Source organism: Nonomuraea sp. NPDC050540 (genome assembly GCF_044457485.1).
In the GTDB taxonomy this organism is placed as follows: domain Bacteria; phylum Actinomycetota; class Actinomycetes; order Streptosporangiales; family Streptosporangiaceae; genus Nonomuraea.
Window position 1 is genome coordinate 38,493 of sequence record NZ_JBITHA010000001.1, and the last position, 13,767, is coordinate 52,259.

Annotated in this window: 13 protein-coding genes; 8 read left to right on the forward strand and 5 right to left on the reverse strand. The window is 70.9% G+C overall.

Features of this window, described 5'->3' with window-relative positions:
• Position 1: 1 nt before the first annotated feature.
• Positions 2–883, reverse strand: a complete 882-nt coding sequence (locus ACIBI5_RS00200; protein WP_397241572.1) for a hypothetical protein — start codon at positions 881–883, stop codon at positions 2–4.
• 173 nt (positions 884–1,056) lie between these two features.
• Here ACIBI5_RS00200 and ACIBI5_RS00205 point away from each other — a divergent pair, with 173 nt between their 5' ends.
• The 7 genes from ACIBI5_RS00205 to ACIBI5_RS00235 are packed head-to-tail and all read left to right on the forward strand — an operon-like array spanning position 1,057 to position 8,022.
• Entirely contained in the window at positions 1,057–1,998 is a 942-nt protein-coding gene (locus tag ACIBI5_RS00205; protein ID WP_397241574.1) for a GNAT family N-acetyltransferase, read from the forward strand.
• Positions 1,995–2,687 carry a PIG-L deacetylase family protein gene (locus ACIBI5_RS00210; protein WP_397241576.1) on the forward strand — a complete coding sequence of 231 codons (693 nt, stop codon included), beginning with the start codon at positions 1,995–1,997 and terminating at the stop codon, positions 2,685–2,687. The genes ACIBI5_RS00205 and ACIBI5_RS00210 overlap by 4 nt, the downstream gene beginning before the upstream one ends.
• The gene (locus ACIBI5_RS00215; RefSeq protein ID WP_397241578.1) at positions 2,687–4,288 is read left to right on the forward strand and encodes an ABC transporter substrate-binding protein; all 1,602 of its coding nucleotides are present in this window, start codon (positions 2,687–2,689) and stop codon (positions 4,286–4,288) included. Before ACIBI5_RS00210 ends, ACIBI5_RS00215 begins: the two co-directional genes overlap by 1 nt.
• A complete protein-coding gene (locus ACIBI5_RS00220; RefSeq protein ID WP_379619245.1) occupies positions 4,285–5,256 on the forward strand; it encodes an ABC transporter permease in 972 nt (323 codons plus the stop codon). The genes ACIBI5_RS00215 and ACIBI5_RS00220 overlap by 4 nt, the downstream gene beginning before the upstream one ends.
• Positions 5,253–6,080, forward strand: a complete 828-nt coding sequence (locus ACIBI5_RS00225) for an ABC transporter permease (protein ID WP_397241580.1) — start codon at positions 5,253–5,255, stop codon at positions 6,078–6,080. Before ACIBI5_RS00220 ends, ACIBI5_RS00225 begins: the two co-directional genes overlap by 4 nt.
• Positions 6,077–7,048 carry an ABC transporter ATP-binding protein gene (locus tag ACIBI5_RS00230; RefSeq protein WP_397241582.1) on the forward strand — a complete coding sequence of 324 codons (972 nt, stop codon included), beginning with the start codon at positions 6,077–6,079 and terminating at the stop codon, positions 7,046–7,048. The genes ACIBI5_RS00225 and ACIBI5_RS00230 overlap by 4 nt, the downstream gene beginning before the upstream one ends.
• On the forward strand, positions 7,045–8,022 hold the full coding sequence (locus ACIBI5_RS00235) for an ABC transporter ATP-binding protein (RefSeq protein WP_397241584.1): 978 nt from the start codon (positions 7,045–7,047) through the stop codon (positions 8,020–8,022). The genes ACIBI5_RS00230 and ACIBI5_RS00235 overlap by 4 nt, the downstream gene beginning before the upstream one ends.
• Before the next feature lie 847 nt (positions 8,023–8,869).
• Here the strand turns inward: ACIBI5_RS00235 and ACIBI5_RS00240 are convergent.
• Positions 8,870–9,838, reverse strand: coding sequence for a helix-turn-helix transcriptional regulator (locus tag ACIBI5_RS00240; RefSeq protein WP_397241586.1), 969 nt, complete (start codon positions 9,836–9,838; stop codon positions 8,870–8,872).
• A gap of 45 nt (positions 9,839–9,883) precedes the next feature.
• Here ACIBI5_RS00240 and ACIBI5_RS00245 point away from each other — a divergent pair, with 45 nt between their 5' ends.
• Positions 9,884–10,336, forward strand: a complete 453-nt coding sequence (locus ACIBI5_RS00245; RefSeq protein WP_397241588.1) for a hypothetical protein — start codon at positions 9,884–9,886, stop codon at positions 10,334–10,336.
• On the opposite strand, the gene ACIBI5_RS00250 is transcribed toward ACIBI5_RS00245, so the two are convergent.
• From ACIBI5_RS00250 to nhaA, 3 genes are all read right to left on the reverse strand, one after another.
• The gene (locus tag ACIBI5_RS00250) at positions 10,333–10,548 is read right to left on the reverse strand and encodes a hypothetical protein (protein WP_397241590.1); all 216 of its coding nucleotides are present in this window, start codon (positions 10,546–10,548) and stop codon (positions 10,333–10,335) included. The genes ACIBI5_RS00245 and ACIBI5_RS00250 overlap by 4 nt on opposite strands.
• Positions 10,549–11,157: 609 nt before the next feature.
• Positions 11,158–11,871 (reverse strand): hypothetical protein, encoded by a 714-nt coding sequence (locus tag ACIBI5_RS00255; RefSeq protein WP_397241592.1) that lies wholly within the window; start codon positions 11,869–11,871, stop codon positions 11,158–11,160.
• A 47-nt stretch (positions 11,872–11,918) separates the two neighbouring features.
• Positions 11,919–13,715: a Na+/H+ antiporter NhaA gene (gene nhaA / locus ACIBI5_RS00260; RefSeq protein WP_397241594.1), complete on the reverse strand. Its 1,797-nt coding sequence runs from the start codon at positions 13,713–13,715 to the stop codon at positions 11,919–11,921.
• Between the last annotated feature and the right edge of the window lie 52 nt (positions 13,716–13,767).

Sequence of the window (13,767 nt, forward strand, 5' to 3'; positions counted from 1 at the left end):
GTCACGCGCTCTCCAGAGCCCTTCTGAGCGCCGGTTCGAAGTGGATGAGCGGCAGGGCGTGGCCGGGCTGGGCGATGAGAATGGTGGCGATCTTCCCTTCGGCGAAGGCGAGCGCGTGCTCGTAGGCGCCCGCGGCCGCCACGATCGCCCTGGCCCGTGACGGGCCGCGCGCCTCGGCGAAGAAGACGAGGACGCCGTCGTCGACGCCCGACTGCTCCCCGCGCAGATAGGCGCAGCCGGCCAGCTTCTTGGTGAGCTTCTCGCGGTCGTCCACCCAGACGGCGGGCAGGTCGCTGCCGACCGTGACCTCGCCGACCAGGTATCCGGCGTTCTCCAGTTCGACGGCCATGGCGATGCCGACCGCGGCCAGGTCGGCGTCGGGGGAGTACGGCTCGTGCTCGGTGCTGAGCAGGACGAGGCCGCCGGGCGTCTGCCAGGGCAGGTAGCCCCAGTCGGCGCTGATGTCGACGTGCTGGGTCGTGGAGCGCACCAGCACCTCGCCGGTCTCGGGGCTGGCGTGTTCGGCGGCCGCCGCGGCCAGGGCGGGGGCGTCCAGGCCGAGGCGCTGGGCGGCCCAGGTGACGAGGTTGGCGGCCCAGGTTCCGTCGCGCCAGTCGACGCGTTTCAGGTCGAGGGTGGCCAGGGCGGCGTAGGCGTACCGCACGTGGCTGGGGTCGGCGGTTCTCGCCGCGGCGAGGGTGCAGCGGCGGGCGAAGGTGATGAGCACATAGAAGTCGTCGAGGCTGAGCCGGGCGGAGGTGAGGCCGGTGTCGAGTGCGGCGCGGATCGCGGCGTCGCACGGGGAGTCGGTCCAGCGCCAGAGTTGGTGGGCGCGGAAGTCGTAACCGGGGGTTCCCAGGATGTCAGGTTCGTCTGGGTCCATACACCTGACGCTAGACGGCTCGGCGCCGCGTGTGTCGGTTGTCATGCCTAATCAGTCGGGCAACGTTCCATACTTACCGGAGGCGAAGGAAAGTTTCTAGAGGTTCGGGCGCAGAGAAAATTTCTTCCCGAACTTATTGACCAGAGCGCTTACCAGTCGGAAAGCTCTTGTTCATGACGGTCACAGTCCGCGCGTTCGTCGCGGGGGATGAGCCCTCACTGATCGACTGCTGGAACCAGAGCCTGCCCGCCGACCCGACGACCGCGACGTGGTTTCGCGACTGCGTCCTGCTCGACCCCAACTTCGACCCCGACGGGTTGCGTGTCGCCGTCGCGGACGGCCGGGTGGTGGGCTGCGCCTACGCGGTACGCCGCCAGACGCCCCTCGCGCCAGGCACCGACCTGGAGCCGGAGACCGGGTGGATCCCGTTCTTCTTCGTGGCCCCGGGTCACCGGGGCTCCGGGCTCGGCCGGCGGTTGCTCGGCGAGGCGCTGGCGTTCCTGCGCGATCAGGGGCGCACCCGCGTCGACTTCGCCTCCTACACCCCCAACTACGTCCTGCCCGGCGTCGACGCCGAGCTCTACCCGCGGGCGTTCGCGCTGCTCGGCGCGATGGGCTTCACCACGCTGTACTCGCCGGTCGCGATGGACCGCACGCTCGTCGGCTACGCGACCCCGCCCGAGGTGCACGCCCTGCGCGAGAAGCGCGAGAGCGAGGGGTACGGCTTCCGCCACCCCACCGCCGGCGAACTGCCCGAGCTGATCCGCTTCGCGGCCGACGTCTTCAACCCCGACTGGGGCGAGGCGATCCGCCACAATAAATCCGTCGAACGCATGATTATCGCGAAAAAACGGGAAAAGATCGTGGGCTTCGCGCTCTACGCGGCCTACCGCGGCATCCCCGAGCGCTTCGGCCCCTTCGGCGTCGACCCGGGCGAACGCGGCACCGGCCTCGGCAAGATCCTGCTCCACCTCACGATGACCGCCAAGCGCGCCGAGGGCCTGCACTCCTCGTGGTTCCTGTGGACCGGCGAGGCCAGCCCGGCCGGCGTGCTCTACACCAAGGCGGGCTACGAGGTGACCAGGCGTTTCCACGTCATGAGGTGGAGCGCGTGAACATCCTGGCCATCGGCGCGCATGCCGGCGACATGGATCTGACGGCGGGAGCCGTACTCGCGCAGCATGTCCTTGAGGGGCACGAGGCGACGCTCCTGCACCTCACGCTCGGCGAGCGCGGTCACCCCCGGATGTCCGTGGCCGACTACGCCGCGCAGAAGCGCGAGGAGGCGGAGGCGTTCGCGGCCGCGATCGGCGCGCGGGCCAGGTTCCTCGACTACGAGGACGGGCTGCTCCCCGAGGACGAGGACGTCAAGACGCGCGTCGGCGACCTGATCAGGGAGCTGAAACCGGACGTGCTCCTCACCCACTGGAGCGCCTCGATCCACAAGGACCACGCCCGCACCCACCGCGTGGTCGAGGACGCCCGCTTCTACGGCGGGCTGAAGACGCTGGAGCGCGACCTGCCCGCGCACTGGGCCGCCCAGCTCTACTACGCCGACAACTGGGAGGACGCCGAGGGCTTCCGCCCCGACGTGTTCGTCGAGATCGCCGAGGAGGCCTACGAGATCTGGTCGCGGGCGATCACCGGCTACGCCTACGCCCGCGGGGAGACCTACGGCTTCCCCTACGTCGACTACTACCGGGCGCTCACGATCGTGCGGGGCGCGCCTGCCGGATTCCGCCGCGCGCAGGCGTTCGCCGCCCCGGTGGGATCCCGTGATCTGCGGGTGAGAGGAACCTTCTGATGAAACGTTTAACGATCATCGCCGTCGCTCTGGTGCTCGCCGGTTGCTCGGGCGGGGGAGGGCAGAAGGGGCCGGGCGCGGCGGCGCCGCCGCTGGTCGTGCACGCGATCGACTCGGGCACCTTCCAGGAGAACTTCAACCCGTTCCACCTGGAGGGCGTCAACTTCGGCACCACCGGGATGATCTACGAGACGCTCGAGTACTTCAACAAGCTCAAACCGGGCGAGACCAAGCCGTGGCTGGCGCTGAGCCACGCGTGGAGCAACGACGGCAAGACGCTCACCTTCACCCTCCGCCAGGGCGTGAAGTGGACCGACGGCAAGCCGTTCACCGCCGACGACGTGGTCTTCACCTTCGAGACGATGATCAAGCACCCGGAGCTCAACAAGAGCGCCGTGGAGCTGGCCGGAGCCAAGGCGCTCGCCCCGGACAAGGTTCAGCTCGACTTCACGTCGACCTCCTACGCCAAGCTCTTCAACATCTCGGGCAGCACGGCGATCGTGCCGAAGCACCTGTTCGAGAAGGAGAACGCGGTCACCTTCACCAACCCCAAGCCGGTGGGCACCGGGCCGTACAAGCTGGCCAAGTTCTCCGCCCAGCTCTACGAGATGACGAAGAATCCGGGCTACTGGCAGCCCGGCAAGCCCGTCGTCCCCACGGTCAGGTTCCCCGCCTACACCGCCAACGCCGTCCAGACCGGGCTGCAGCAGGGCGAGATCGACTGGGCCGGCGCGTTCGTCCCCGACATCGACAAGATCTACGTCCAGGGCAAGCCCGAGACCAACAAGTACTACTTCCCGCCCGAGGGCGTGGTCGCCCTCCTGCCGAACCTGACCCACCCCGTCCTGTCCAAGCCCGAGGTACGGCAGGCCATCAGCCTGGCCATCGACCGCGACAAGATCGTCAAGGTGGCCGAGCGCGGCTACACCAAGGTCGCCCACCCCACCGGCATCCCCATCCCCGGCGGCGAGGCGTTCCTGCCGCCCGCCTACAAGGACGCCGCCTACAAGGTCGACATCGCGAAGGCCAAGGAACTGCTCAAGGGCGTCGACCCGGCCCAGCTGAAGTTCCAGCTGCTGGTGCCCTCGCCGTTCACCGACTGGGTCAACGCCGCCCAGCTCATCCGCGAGGACCTGGCCAAGGTCGGCATCACCGTCGAGACCCGCGGCGTCGCCTTCCAGGACTGGGTCTCCAAGGTGGGCAAGGGCAGCTACGACCTGTCGATCCGGGCCACGCCGGCCGGGGCCTCGCCGTACTTCCAGATGCGCTCGCTGTTGTTCAGCGAGCTGGCCAAGCCCGTCGGCACCGCCGCCACCGGCAACTACCAGCGCTGGAAGGACGCGGCGAGCGACAAGCTCATCCACGACTACGCCGCCACCGACGACCTGGCCGCCCAGCAGAAGGCGGCGCAGGGGCTCGGCACGATCATGGTGGAGAAGCAGCCGGTGCTGCCGCTGTTCTACAGCCCGGCCTGGGCGCAGTTCCGCACCAGCAAGTACGTCGGCTGGCCCTCCGAGCAGGACCCGTACGCGATGCCCTCGCCGTACACCTCGCCCGACGCCGCCGTGGTGCTGCTCAACCTGAGGCCAGCGGGCACGTGAGGTTCCTGGCCAGGCGGCTCGGGTTCTACCTGCTCACGGCCTGGGCCGCCGTCACGCTCAACTTCCTGATCCCCCGGCTGATGCCGGGGGACCCGGTCGACCTGCTGGTGGCCAGGCTCAAGGGCAACGTGGACCCGGCCGCCGTCGAGGCGATGAAGAAGGCGTTCGGGATCAGCGACGCGGGACTCTGGACGCAGTACGTGGACTACCTGGGCAACCTCTTCCGCGGGGAGCTCGGGCGCTCGATCACGTTCTTCCCCACCGAGGTCTCCACCGTCATCGCCGACAGCCTGCCCTGGACCATCGGCCTGGTCGGCGTGGCCACGCTGATCAGCTACGTCGTCGGCACCTCGCTCGGCGTGCTCATGGCGTGGAAGCGCGGCACCTGGCTGGACGGGGTGCTGCCCGCCGCGACCTTCCTGCACGCGGTGCCGTACTTCTGGGTCGCGCTCGTGCTGGTCTTCGTCTTCGGCTCGACGCTGCAGTGGTTCCCGGGCTCGCGCGCCTACGGGCTGGAGGTGACGCCCGGCTTCACCGGCGACTTCCTGGCCAGCGTGGCCTACCACGCGACGCTGCCGGCGGTCACGATCGTCGTCGCCTCGATGGCCGACCGCATCCTCGGCATGCGCAACGTCATGGTCACCACGCTCGGCGAGGACTACGTCGTGATGGCCGAGGCCAAGGGCCTGACCAGCCGCCGCGTCATGTGGGCCTACGCCGCCCGCAACGCGATCCTGCCCAACATCACCAGCTTCGCCCTCTCGCTCGGCTTCGTGGTGGGCGGATCGGTCCTGACGGAGATCGTCTTCTCCTATCCGGGCATCGGCTCCATGCTCCTGAAGGGCGTCGAGAACGAGGACTTCCCGCTCATGCAGGGCATCTTCCTCGTGATCTCGCTGGCCGTCCTGGTCGCGAACCTCCTGGCCGACCTGGCCTATGTCCTCCTCGATCCAAGGACGCGCCAATGAAGATCCGCATAGGCGCCGGCATCCTCGTCTTCTTCGCGCTGATGGCGCTCGCGGGGCCGCTGCTGATCTCGGCCGACCCGGCCGCGACCAGCGACGCGGGCCTGCAGGGACCTTCGTCCGCGCACTGGCTCGGGACGACCCAGACCGGTCAGGACATCCTCACGCAGATCGTGTACGGCTCCCGCGTCTCGCTCGGCGTCGGCCTGCTCTCGGCGGTCATCGCCACCGCCGTCGCGATCGCCGTGGGCCTGGTCGGCGGCTACTTCGGCGGAGCCGTCGACGAGGTGCTGTCAGTGCTGACCAACATCTTCCTCGTGCTCCCGGCGCTGCCCCTGATCATCGTGCTCGCCGGGTACCTGCCCCAGCGCGGGGTCACCTCGGTCGCGGTGGTCATCGCCGTGACCGGATGGGCCTGGGGCGCGCGGGTCCTGCGCGCCCAGACCCTGTCGGTACGGCGGCGCGACTTCGTCGAGGCGGCGCGGGCAGGCGGCGAGGGCCCGATCCGGGTCATCTTCTTCGAGATCCTGCCGGTGCTGCTGCCGGTGATCGCCACGAGCTTCCTGGCGACGGTCGTGGGCGCGATCCTGGCCGAGGCCGGGCTGTCGTTCCTCGGCCTGGCGGACCTGTCCACGGTGAGCTGGGGCAGCATGCTCTACTTCGCGCAGAACGGGCAGGCGCTGCTCATCGGGGCGTGGTGGTGGTTCGTGCCGCCAGGGCTCTGCATCGCGCTCATCGGGACCGGGCTCGCGCTGGTCAACTTCGGCCTGGACGAGATAGCCAACCCCCGGCTGCGTACGATCAAGGTTCGGAAGGCGCGCGCATGAACGTCCTGGAGATCCGCGACCTGGGCGTCGACTACCAGTCGAACAGCGGCGCCGTGCACGCCGTCGACGGCGTCTCGCTCGACCTGCGGCGGGGCGAGATCCTCGGGCTGGCGGGGGAGAGCGGCAGCGGCAAGTCCACGCTCGCCCACGCGATCGGCCGCCTGCTGCGCCCGCCCGCGACGATCACCGGCGGCACGGTGACCTACCACCGCGCCGACGGCGGTGCCGTGGACGTCCTGGGCCTGCGCGGCGAGGAACTGCGCGCCTTCCGCTGGGCGGAGCTGGCCGTCGTCTTCCAGTCGGCCATGAACGCGCTCAACCCGGTCAGCACCGTGGGCGCGCAGATCGAGGACGTGCTCCGCATCCACCGGCCCACCATGACCAGGAAGATGCGCGGAGAACGGTCGGTTGAGCTGCTCCGGCGCGTCGGGATCAGCGCCGACCGGCGTCGCGGCTACCCGCACGAGCTGTCCGGCGGCATGCGCCAGCGCGCCGCGATCGCCATCGCGCTCGCGCTCAACCCCGAGATCATCATCATGGACGAGCCGACCACCGCCCTCGACGTGGTGGTGCAGCGCGACATCCTCCACGAGATCAGCGCCCTGCGCGAGGAGTACGGCTTCGCCGTCGTCTTCATCACCCACGACCTGTCGCTGCTCATGGAGATCTCCGACCGGATCGCCATCATGTACGCCGGCCGGGTCGTCGAGACCGGCTCCGCCCGCGCCCTGCACGACGCGCCCCGCCACCCGTACACGCTGGGCCTGCTGCGCTCCTTCCCCCGCCTGCACGGTCCGCGCGAGGAACTGCTCGGCATCCCCGGCACCCCGCCCGACCTGCGCGCGCTGCCGCCCGGCTGCGCCTTCCACCCGCGCTGCCGCCACGCCCTGCCGGACTGCCGGGAGATCACCCCGTCCCTGCGCGACGGGGTCTCCTGCCTGCTCAACGAGGGAAAGGGGGTCCGATGAGCGAGATCGTGCTCGAAGGGCGCAACCTCACCAAGCACTTCAAGGCCGCCCGCGGCCGCGGCACCGTGCACGCCGTGGACGACGTCTCCCTCACCCTGCGATCCGGTACGGCGACCGCGCTCGTCGGCGAGAGCGGCTGCGGCAAGAGCACCGTGGCCCGCCTGCTGGCCCAGGTGTACCCGCCCACGTCGGGCGAGGTGCTGCTGCACGGGCGGAAGGTGACCGGCTTCCGCGCGTACCGGCGGCAGGTGCAGCTCATCTTCCAGGACCCCTTCGCCTCCCTCAATCCCTTCCACCGGGTCCGCTACCACCTGGCCAGGCCGCTGCGCCTGCACGGCCACGCGCGCTCGGCGGCGCACGAGAAGGAGCTCGTCGCCGAGCTGCTGGAACGGGTCAGCCTGACGCCGGTCGAGCAGTTCATGGACAAGCTGCCGCACGAGCTGTCCGGCGGCCAGCGCCAGCGTGTCGCCATCGCCCGCGCGCTGGCCGTGCGGCCGATGGCGCTGATCGCCGACGAGCCGGTGTCGATGCTGGACGTGTCGATCAGGCTCGGGGTGCTGCGGCTGCTGGAGACGCTGGCGGCCGACAGCGGGCTGGCCCTGCTGTACATCACGCACGACATCGCCGGCGCCCGGTACTTCGCCGAGGACATCACCGTCATGTACGCGGGCCGGCTGATCGAGAGCGGCCCCAGCGAAGTCCTGACCCAGTCGCCCCGGCACCCCTACACCCAGCTCCTCCTCGACTCCGCCCCCGATCCCGCCCGCCATTCGGCGCCCGTCCCGAAGCTCGCCGCGCGCGGGGAGCCGCCGAGCCTCATCGCACCGCCGGACGGGTGCCGCTTCCATCCGCGCTGCCCGGTGGCGCTGCCGGTGTGTGCGAGCGAGGTGCCCGGCCGTACGGTGCTGGGCGCGGAACGGTGGACGCACTGCTGGCAGGCTGAAGCTCGGCCCACCAGCGTTCCCGGTGGGTAGAGCGGAGCATGCGGGCGTGCAGCCGGTGCAGCACGGTGACGTTGTGGGTGTTGACCTCCAGCTCCCCGGCCTCGGCCAGGTGCCGCAACGGACGGCCGTGACAGACCGAGCAGCCGCACACGCCCTCGGGCAGCCGCTCCACCGGCACGAACTCCAGCAGCTCCGGCACCAGCGCGCTCCTGGCCCCGCCCTTCCGCCAGCCGCCGCGGGCCTGATGCGGCTCGGGGTACAGATGCCGCAGCACCTCGCGAACCCCCACCGCCGCCCAGGGCGCGCCATGGGCCAGCGCCCCCAATGCCGCGACGCCCGCCGACAGCAACGGCAACCCCGGGGTCCGCGCGGGTGGAGGGGCGGCGTCCTCCACGACCAGGGCGACGGGCAGGCCGTAGGTGGCGATGGCGGTGGTGAGGGCGGGCAGGCCGGGGCCCAGCCAGTCGGCGTGGACCGGCAGGACCGCCACGACCTCGCCCCACTGGCTCGCCTGGTCCAGGATGGTGTGCAGCGCCTCGGTGTCGCCTCGGCCGACGTAGCCGGAGTCGGTCAGCGGAACCGTCACCCGGGCCTCGACCTGGTCGGCGATCCAGTGCGCCGACAGGCCCGCCGTACCCCTGACCCGTCCTGAGCCCGCGTAGCGGCGGCGGTCGGCGAGGACCGGAGCCGTGTAGCCGCGCCTGCGCACCATCCGCACCGCCTCGTGCGCCGCCTGCCCGGTGAAGACCAGCCCCGAGTGCGGCCGGTCGCCGAGGATCAGGGCGTCGTACACGTCCCGGGTGGAGAGCTGGACGAGCAGGTGGTCGCGGAGGTCCATGGACGGCTCCTCAAGGGCTATAACACCCCATACCCCCAGTTAAGTCTCGCGATAGCGGGCGGTCAGGTCATCCAGGGTCGCGATGACGCGTTCGCGGAGCTCCGCCGGGGTGCGGACCTCGACGTCGGCGCCCAGGCGCAGGAACTCGCCCAGCGCGTGCTCCACCGACTCGATCGGCAGCGTCACCTCGGTCCTGCCGTCGGGCAGCAGCCGTGCGGTCGCCTCCGCCGCGCCCACCACGCCCGGCGTCATCATCTCCCGCAACCGGTCCATGCCGCGCGGCGTCAGCCGGGCCACGGCCTCGCCCTGGCGCAGGCGGGCCTGGAACTCGGTCAGATACTCCTGCCAGTGCGCGGCCAGGTCGAAACCGTCCGGGCGGCTGAACGCCTCCTCACGGACGACCAGGTCGAGGATCTGCCACACCCGGTAGGTGCGCACCTGCTCGCCGCTGCGGGCGACCAGATACCAGCGGCCCGCCTTCACGACCAGCCCGTACGGCTCCAGCCGCCTGGTCACCTCGCCCTTCCAGCTCTTGTACCGCACGTCGAGCACCCGATCGCGCCACACCGCGTCGGCCACGGCGGGCAGGAACGGCAGCGGGTCGCGCTCCCGGTACCAGGCGGGCGCGTCGAGGTGGAAGCGCTCGCGGACCCGCCCGGCCCGGTCGCGCAGCTCGACCGGCAGCGCCGCCATGAGCTTGAGCTGGGCCGCCGTGACCACCGCCCCCAGCCCCAGCTCGGCGGCCGGACCCGGCAGCCCGGCGAGGAAAAGCGACTCGGCCTCGTCGCTGGTCAGGCCGGTCAGCCGGGTGCGGTAGCCGTCGAGCAGTTGGTAGCCGCCGTTGGTTCCGGCGTCGCCGTACAGGGGGACTCCGGCGGTGTGGAGGGACTCCACGTCGCGATAGATCGTGCGCACCGAGACCTCCAGGCGCTCGGCCAGCTCCCGCGCGGTCATGCGGCCGCGCGTCTGCAGCAGCAGGAGGATCGACACCAGGCGGGAAGCGCGCATGCCACTGACAATAGATGTCAGTGAGCCGGTCTTAGCGTCCAGGCCATGAACGGATTCGAGTTCTTCACCGGCGCCTGGAACATCCACAACAAGCGGCTCGCCAAATGGCTGGCGGGCAGCGACGAGTGGGAGGAGTTCCCCGGCCGGTCGGTCGCGAGCAGCCACTTCGCCGGTGGCGCGCACTTCGACGAGGTGGAGTTTCCCACGAAGGGGTTCAGCGGGCTGACCGTCCGGCTGTTCGACGTGGACGAGCAGCGCTGGACCATCCACTGGGCCAGCACCCGTACCGGCCGCTTCGACCCGCCCATGAGCGGCACCTGGCAGGGGGACCGGGGCGAGTTCTACGGCGACGACCAGCACCAGGGCACGCCGGTGCGCGCCCGCTTCATCTGGACCCGGATCAGCGGGGACGAGGCGCGGTGGGAGCAGGCGTTCTCGGTGGACGGGGAGAAGACCTGGGAGACCAACTGGATCATGGAGCTGACCCGGGCGGACTAGAGGCCGGTGCTCCTGACCCAGAAGATGACGCCGACCGCCACCACGGCCACCAGCAGCAGCAGACCGCCCACCACGATCACCCACCACCAGCCCGACTTCGGGGTCGCGGCCTCGTACTGCTCGACGTCGGGGAGCATGTCCGGCGTGTACGGCAGGCGCACCGTGCCCTCGCCGAGCCCGTCCTGACCCTGGTGCCGAGCCTGCTGGGGCATCCCCTGCTGTGGCATTCCCTGTGGCGGCCAGGTCTGCGGGGCGGACTGCTGGGGCGGAACCCCTTGCGGCGGCCAGGTCTGGTGGTGGCCGGGCGGCTGCTGCGGGCCGGTCTGGGGGTGGTGCGGGCCTGGCTGGTGGGGTGGCTGTCCCGGGGCGTGTGGCGGTATGCCGGGCTGTTGCTGGGGTGGCCAGGTCTGATGCCGGCCAGGCGGTTGGCGCGGGGGCTGTTGCGGGCCGGTCTGCGGGTGGTTTGGGCCGGGTTGGTGGTGCGGGCCGTTCGGGGGCGGTTGCTGGGGGCCGGAGTACTGCGGGGGCCACGCCGGGTTCGGGCCGGGCTGTTGCGGGGGCCAGACCTGTTGCGGGGGCGGCGGTGGTCCTGGTGGTCCCTGGTTGTGCGGGTCTGACTGGTCCGGGGGCTGCTGGCCGGCGTGGGGCCAGCGATGGCGTACCGTCTCCTCGGGATCGGGATACTGCGGTCCCTGCTGCGGTGGAGTCATGATTCCCCCGGAAATCGCACCGATGATTTCCAGACATTGTCACATCTGTGCGGGGTGGCCCGCCCGGCCCAGGGGGGACGATCACCCGGGCTGGGCGGAGTAGCTGTGCGGCTAGCCCTGCCGGCCGGGGTCGGACCACGGCTGAGCGCCGGAGGGCGGAGGGGGAGGCTGCTCGCCGGGCGCGGCCTCCGGCTGCGGGGCAGGCGCGCCACCGGGCTGCGGAGCGCCACCATACGACGGGCCACCGTAGGAGGGGCCACCGTAGGCCGGATCACCGTACTGAGGACCGCCAGGCTGCTGGGCGCCGGGCTGCGGGACCGCACCGGGGTGCGGAGCCTCGGGGGTGCCCGGTTGCGGGGTGGGGCCGGGCTGGGGGAAGCCGGGCTGAGGGGCCGGGCCGGGCTGGGGGAAGCCGGGTTGCTGGGTGCCGGGCCGGCCGTAGCCCTGGCCGTAGCCCTGCTGGCCGTACCCGGGCTGGGGGTAGGGGGAGGGCTGGTTCCACGCGGGCGCCTGCGGTTCCGGACGGGGCCCGCGGTGGGCGACCACGCCCGCCACCAGCAGGCCGAAGCCCACCAGCGTCAGCGCCATGTTCACCAGCCCGAGAAGCCCGAAGATCGTGGACGCCGTGGAGAAGCCGAGGTCCCGGGCGATCGACGGGGCGAAGACGGACGTGGCGACCGTCGGCAGCACGTCGATCATCAGCACGATGCAGCCGAACATGCCCAGCAACGCGCCCTTGCCATGCCGTCGCCTGGCCAGTCCCGTGATGACCGCCCCCGCGCCGAAGGCGATGAACATCACGATATGGATCAAGAGGTTGATCATGCTCAATTCCATGCCCCATATCTATCGGTAAGGAGATCTTCTCGACCTTATGGGGATTTTCGGGCTTCCTCCACCGCGCGAAAGATCGACTCCGCGTCCAGCGCACCTTGGTGGCGGACCCCGTTGAAGAACAGCGTGGGCGTGCCCCGCACCCCGCCGTCCCGCCCCGACCGCTCGTCTCCGGCGAGCCGCCGCGAGTGCCGCGGCACGTCCTTCCACGGCTCCACACCCAGCTCGGCGGCATAGTGCCCGAGGTCCTCGTCGGTCAGGAACCGCTGGTTGGCGTACAGGATGTCGTGCATCTCCCAGAACCGGCCCTCGTCGGCCGCCGACTCCGCGACCAGGGCCGCCGCGACCGCGCGGGGGTGCATGTTCCGCAGCGGGAAGTGCCGGAACACCAGCCGCACGTCCGGGTCCCGCTCCATCAGCTCCTGCAGCACCCCGTGCATCCGCCCGCAGAAGGGGCATTCGAAGTCGCCGTACTCCACGATCGTGACCGTCGCGTCCGCGGGCCCCCGCACGTGGTCACCCGGCCCCACCGGTACGGCCAGCAGCACCGGAAGCTCCTCCTCCGGCTCCGCGTCGGGCGGTGCGCACACGCCGCCCCGGTCCCAGGCGAGCTTGAACGCGATCCAGCCTGCCAGCGCCGACAGCAGCGAGCCCGCCAGGATGCCGATCTTGGCCTGGGCGGCGAGCGCCGCGTCCTCGAAAGCCAGGTCCACGATGAACAGCGCCACCGTGAACCCGATCCCCGACACCGCCGCGCCGCCCAGCACCTGGCCCCACACGAGGTTGCCCGGCAGCACGCCCCAGTTGAAGCGCAGCGGGATCCACGTGCCGATCGAGATGCCGACGAACTTGCCGAGCACCAGGCCCAGCGCGATGCCGAGGGTCACCGGCGAGGTGAGCGCCTGCCGCAGCGTCTCCCCGTCCAGCCGGACACCGGCGTTGGCCAGCGCGAACACCGGCACGATCACATAGCTGCTCCACGGGTGCAGCCGCAGCTGGAGCCGTTCGTTCACCGACACCGCCCGCTGCACCGACCTGGCCGCCTCGCGGGCCGCGCCGGCCGACGGCTCGCTGGTGAACTGCTGCACCGCCTCGCCCGCGCGCAGCAGCTTGTGGTCGCTCGGCGCGTACACGAACACCAGAACCCCGAGCGCGATCCCGACCAGCGTCGGGTGCACGCCGCTCTCCAGCGTCGCCACCCACAGCGCGAACCCCAGCAAAATGTACGCCGGCGCCCGCCAGATCTTCAGCCACCGGAGCGTCACGATCGCGGCCAGCAGGAGCGCGGCGGCGATCAGCGCCGGCACCGACAGGGAGGCCGTGTAGAAGATCGCGATGATCATCATGGCCAGGACGTCGTCCACGATGGCCAGCGTCAGCAGGAACGCCCGCAGCGGGTCCGGGCACCGGGCGCCGACCACGGCGAGCAGGCCCAGCACGAACGCGGTGTCGGTGGCGATCGGCACGCCCCACGCGCCCGCGGCCGGGCCGCCGGCGTTGAAGGCCAGGTAGACGGCGGCGGGGACGATCATCCCGCCCAGGGCGGCGACCGCGGGGACGGCGACCAGGCGCCGGTCGCGCAGCTGGCCGAGCCGTACCTCGTAGGAGATCTCCAGGCCGATGACGAAGAAGAAGATCGTCATGAGCCCGTCGTTGACCCAGTGCCGCAGGTCGAGCGAGAACTCGGTGGCCCCGAAGGCGAACCCGGCCTGGGTGTGCCAGAACGTCTCGTAGCTGTCGCCCCAGGGGGAGTTGGCCCACAGCAGTGCCGCCAGCGTGGCCGCCAGCAGTACGACGGTGCTTCCCGCCTCGGTCTTCAGAAACGCGCGCATCATCCCGGATCCCCCCGAGATGATCTTAAACCCCCAGTTCACAGCCTTCCCGGGA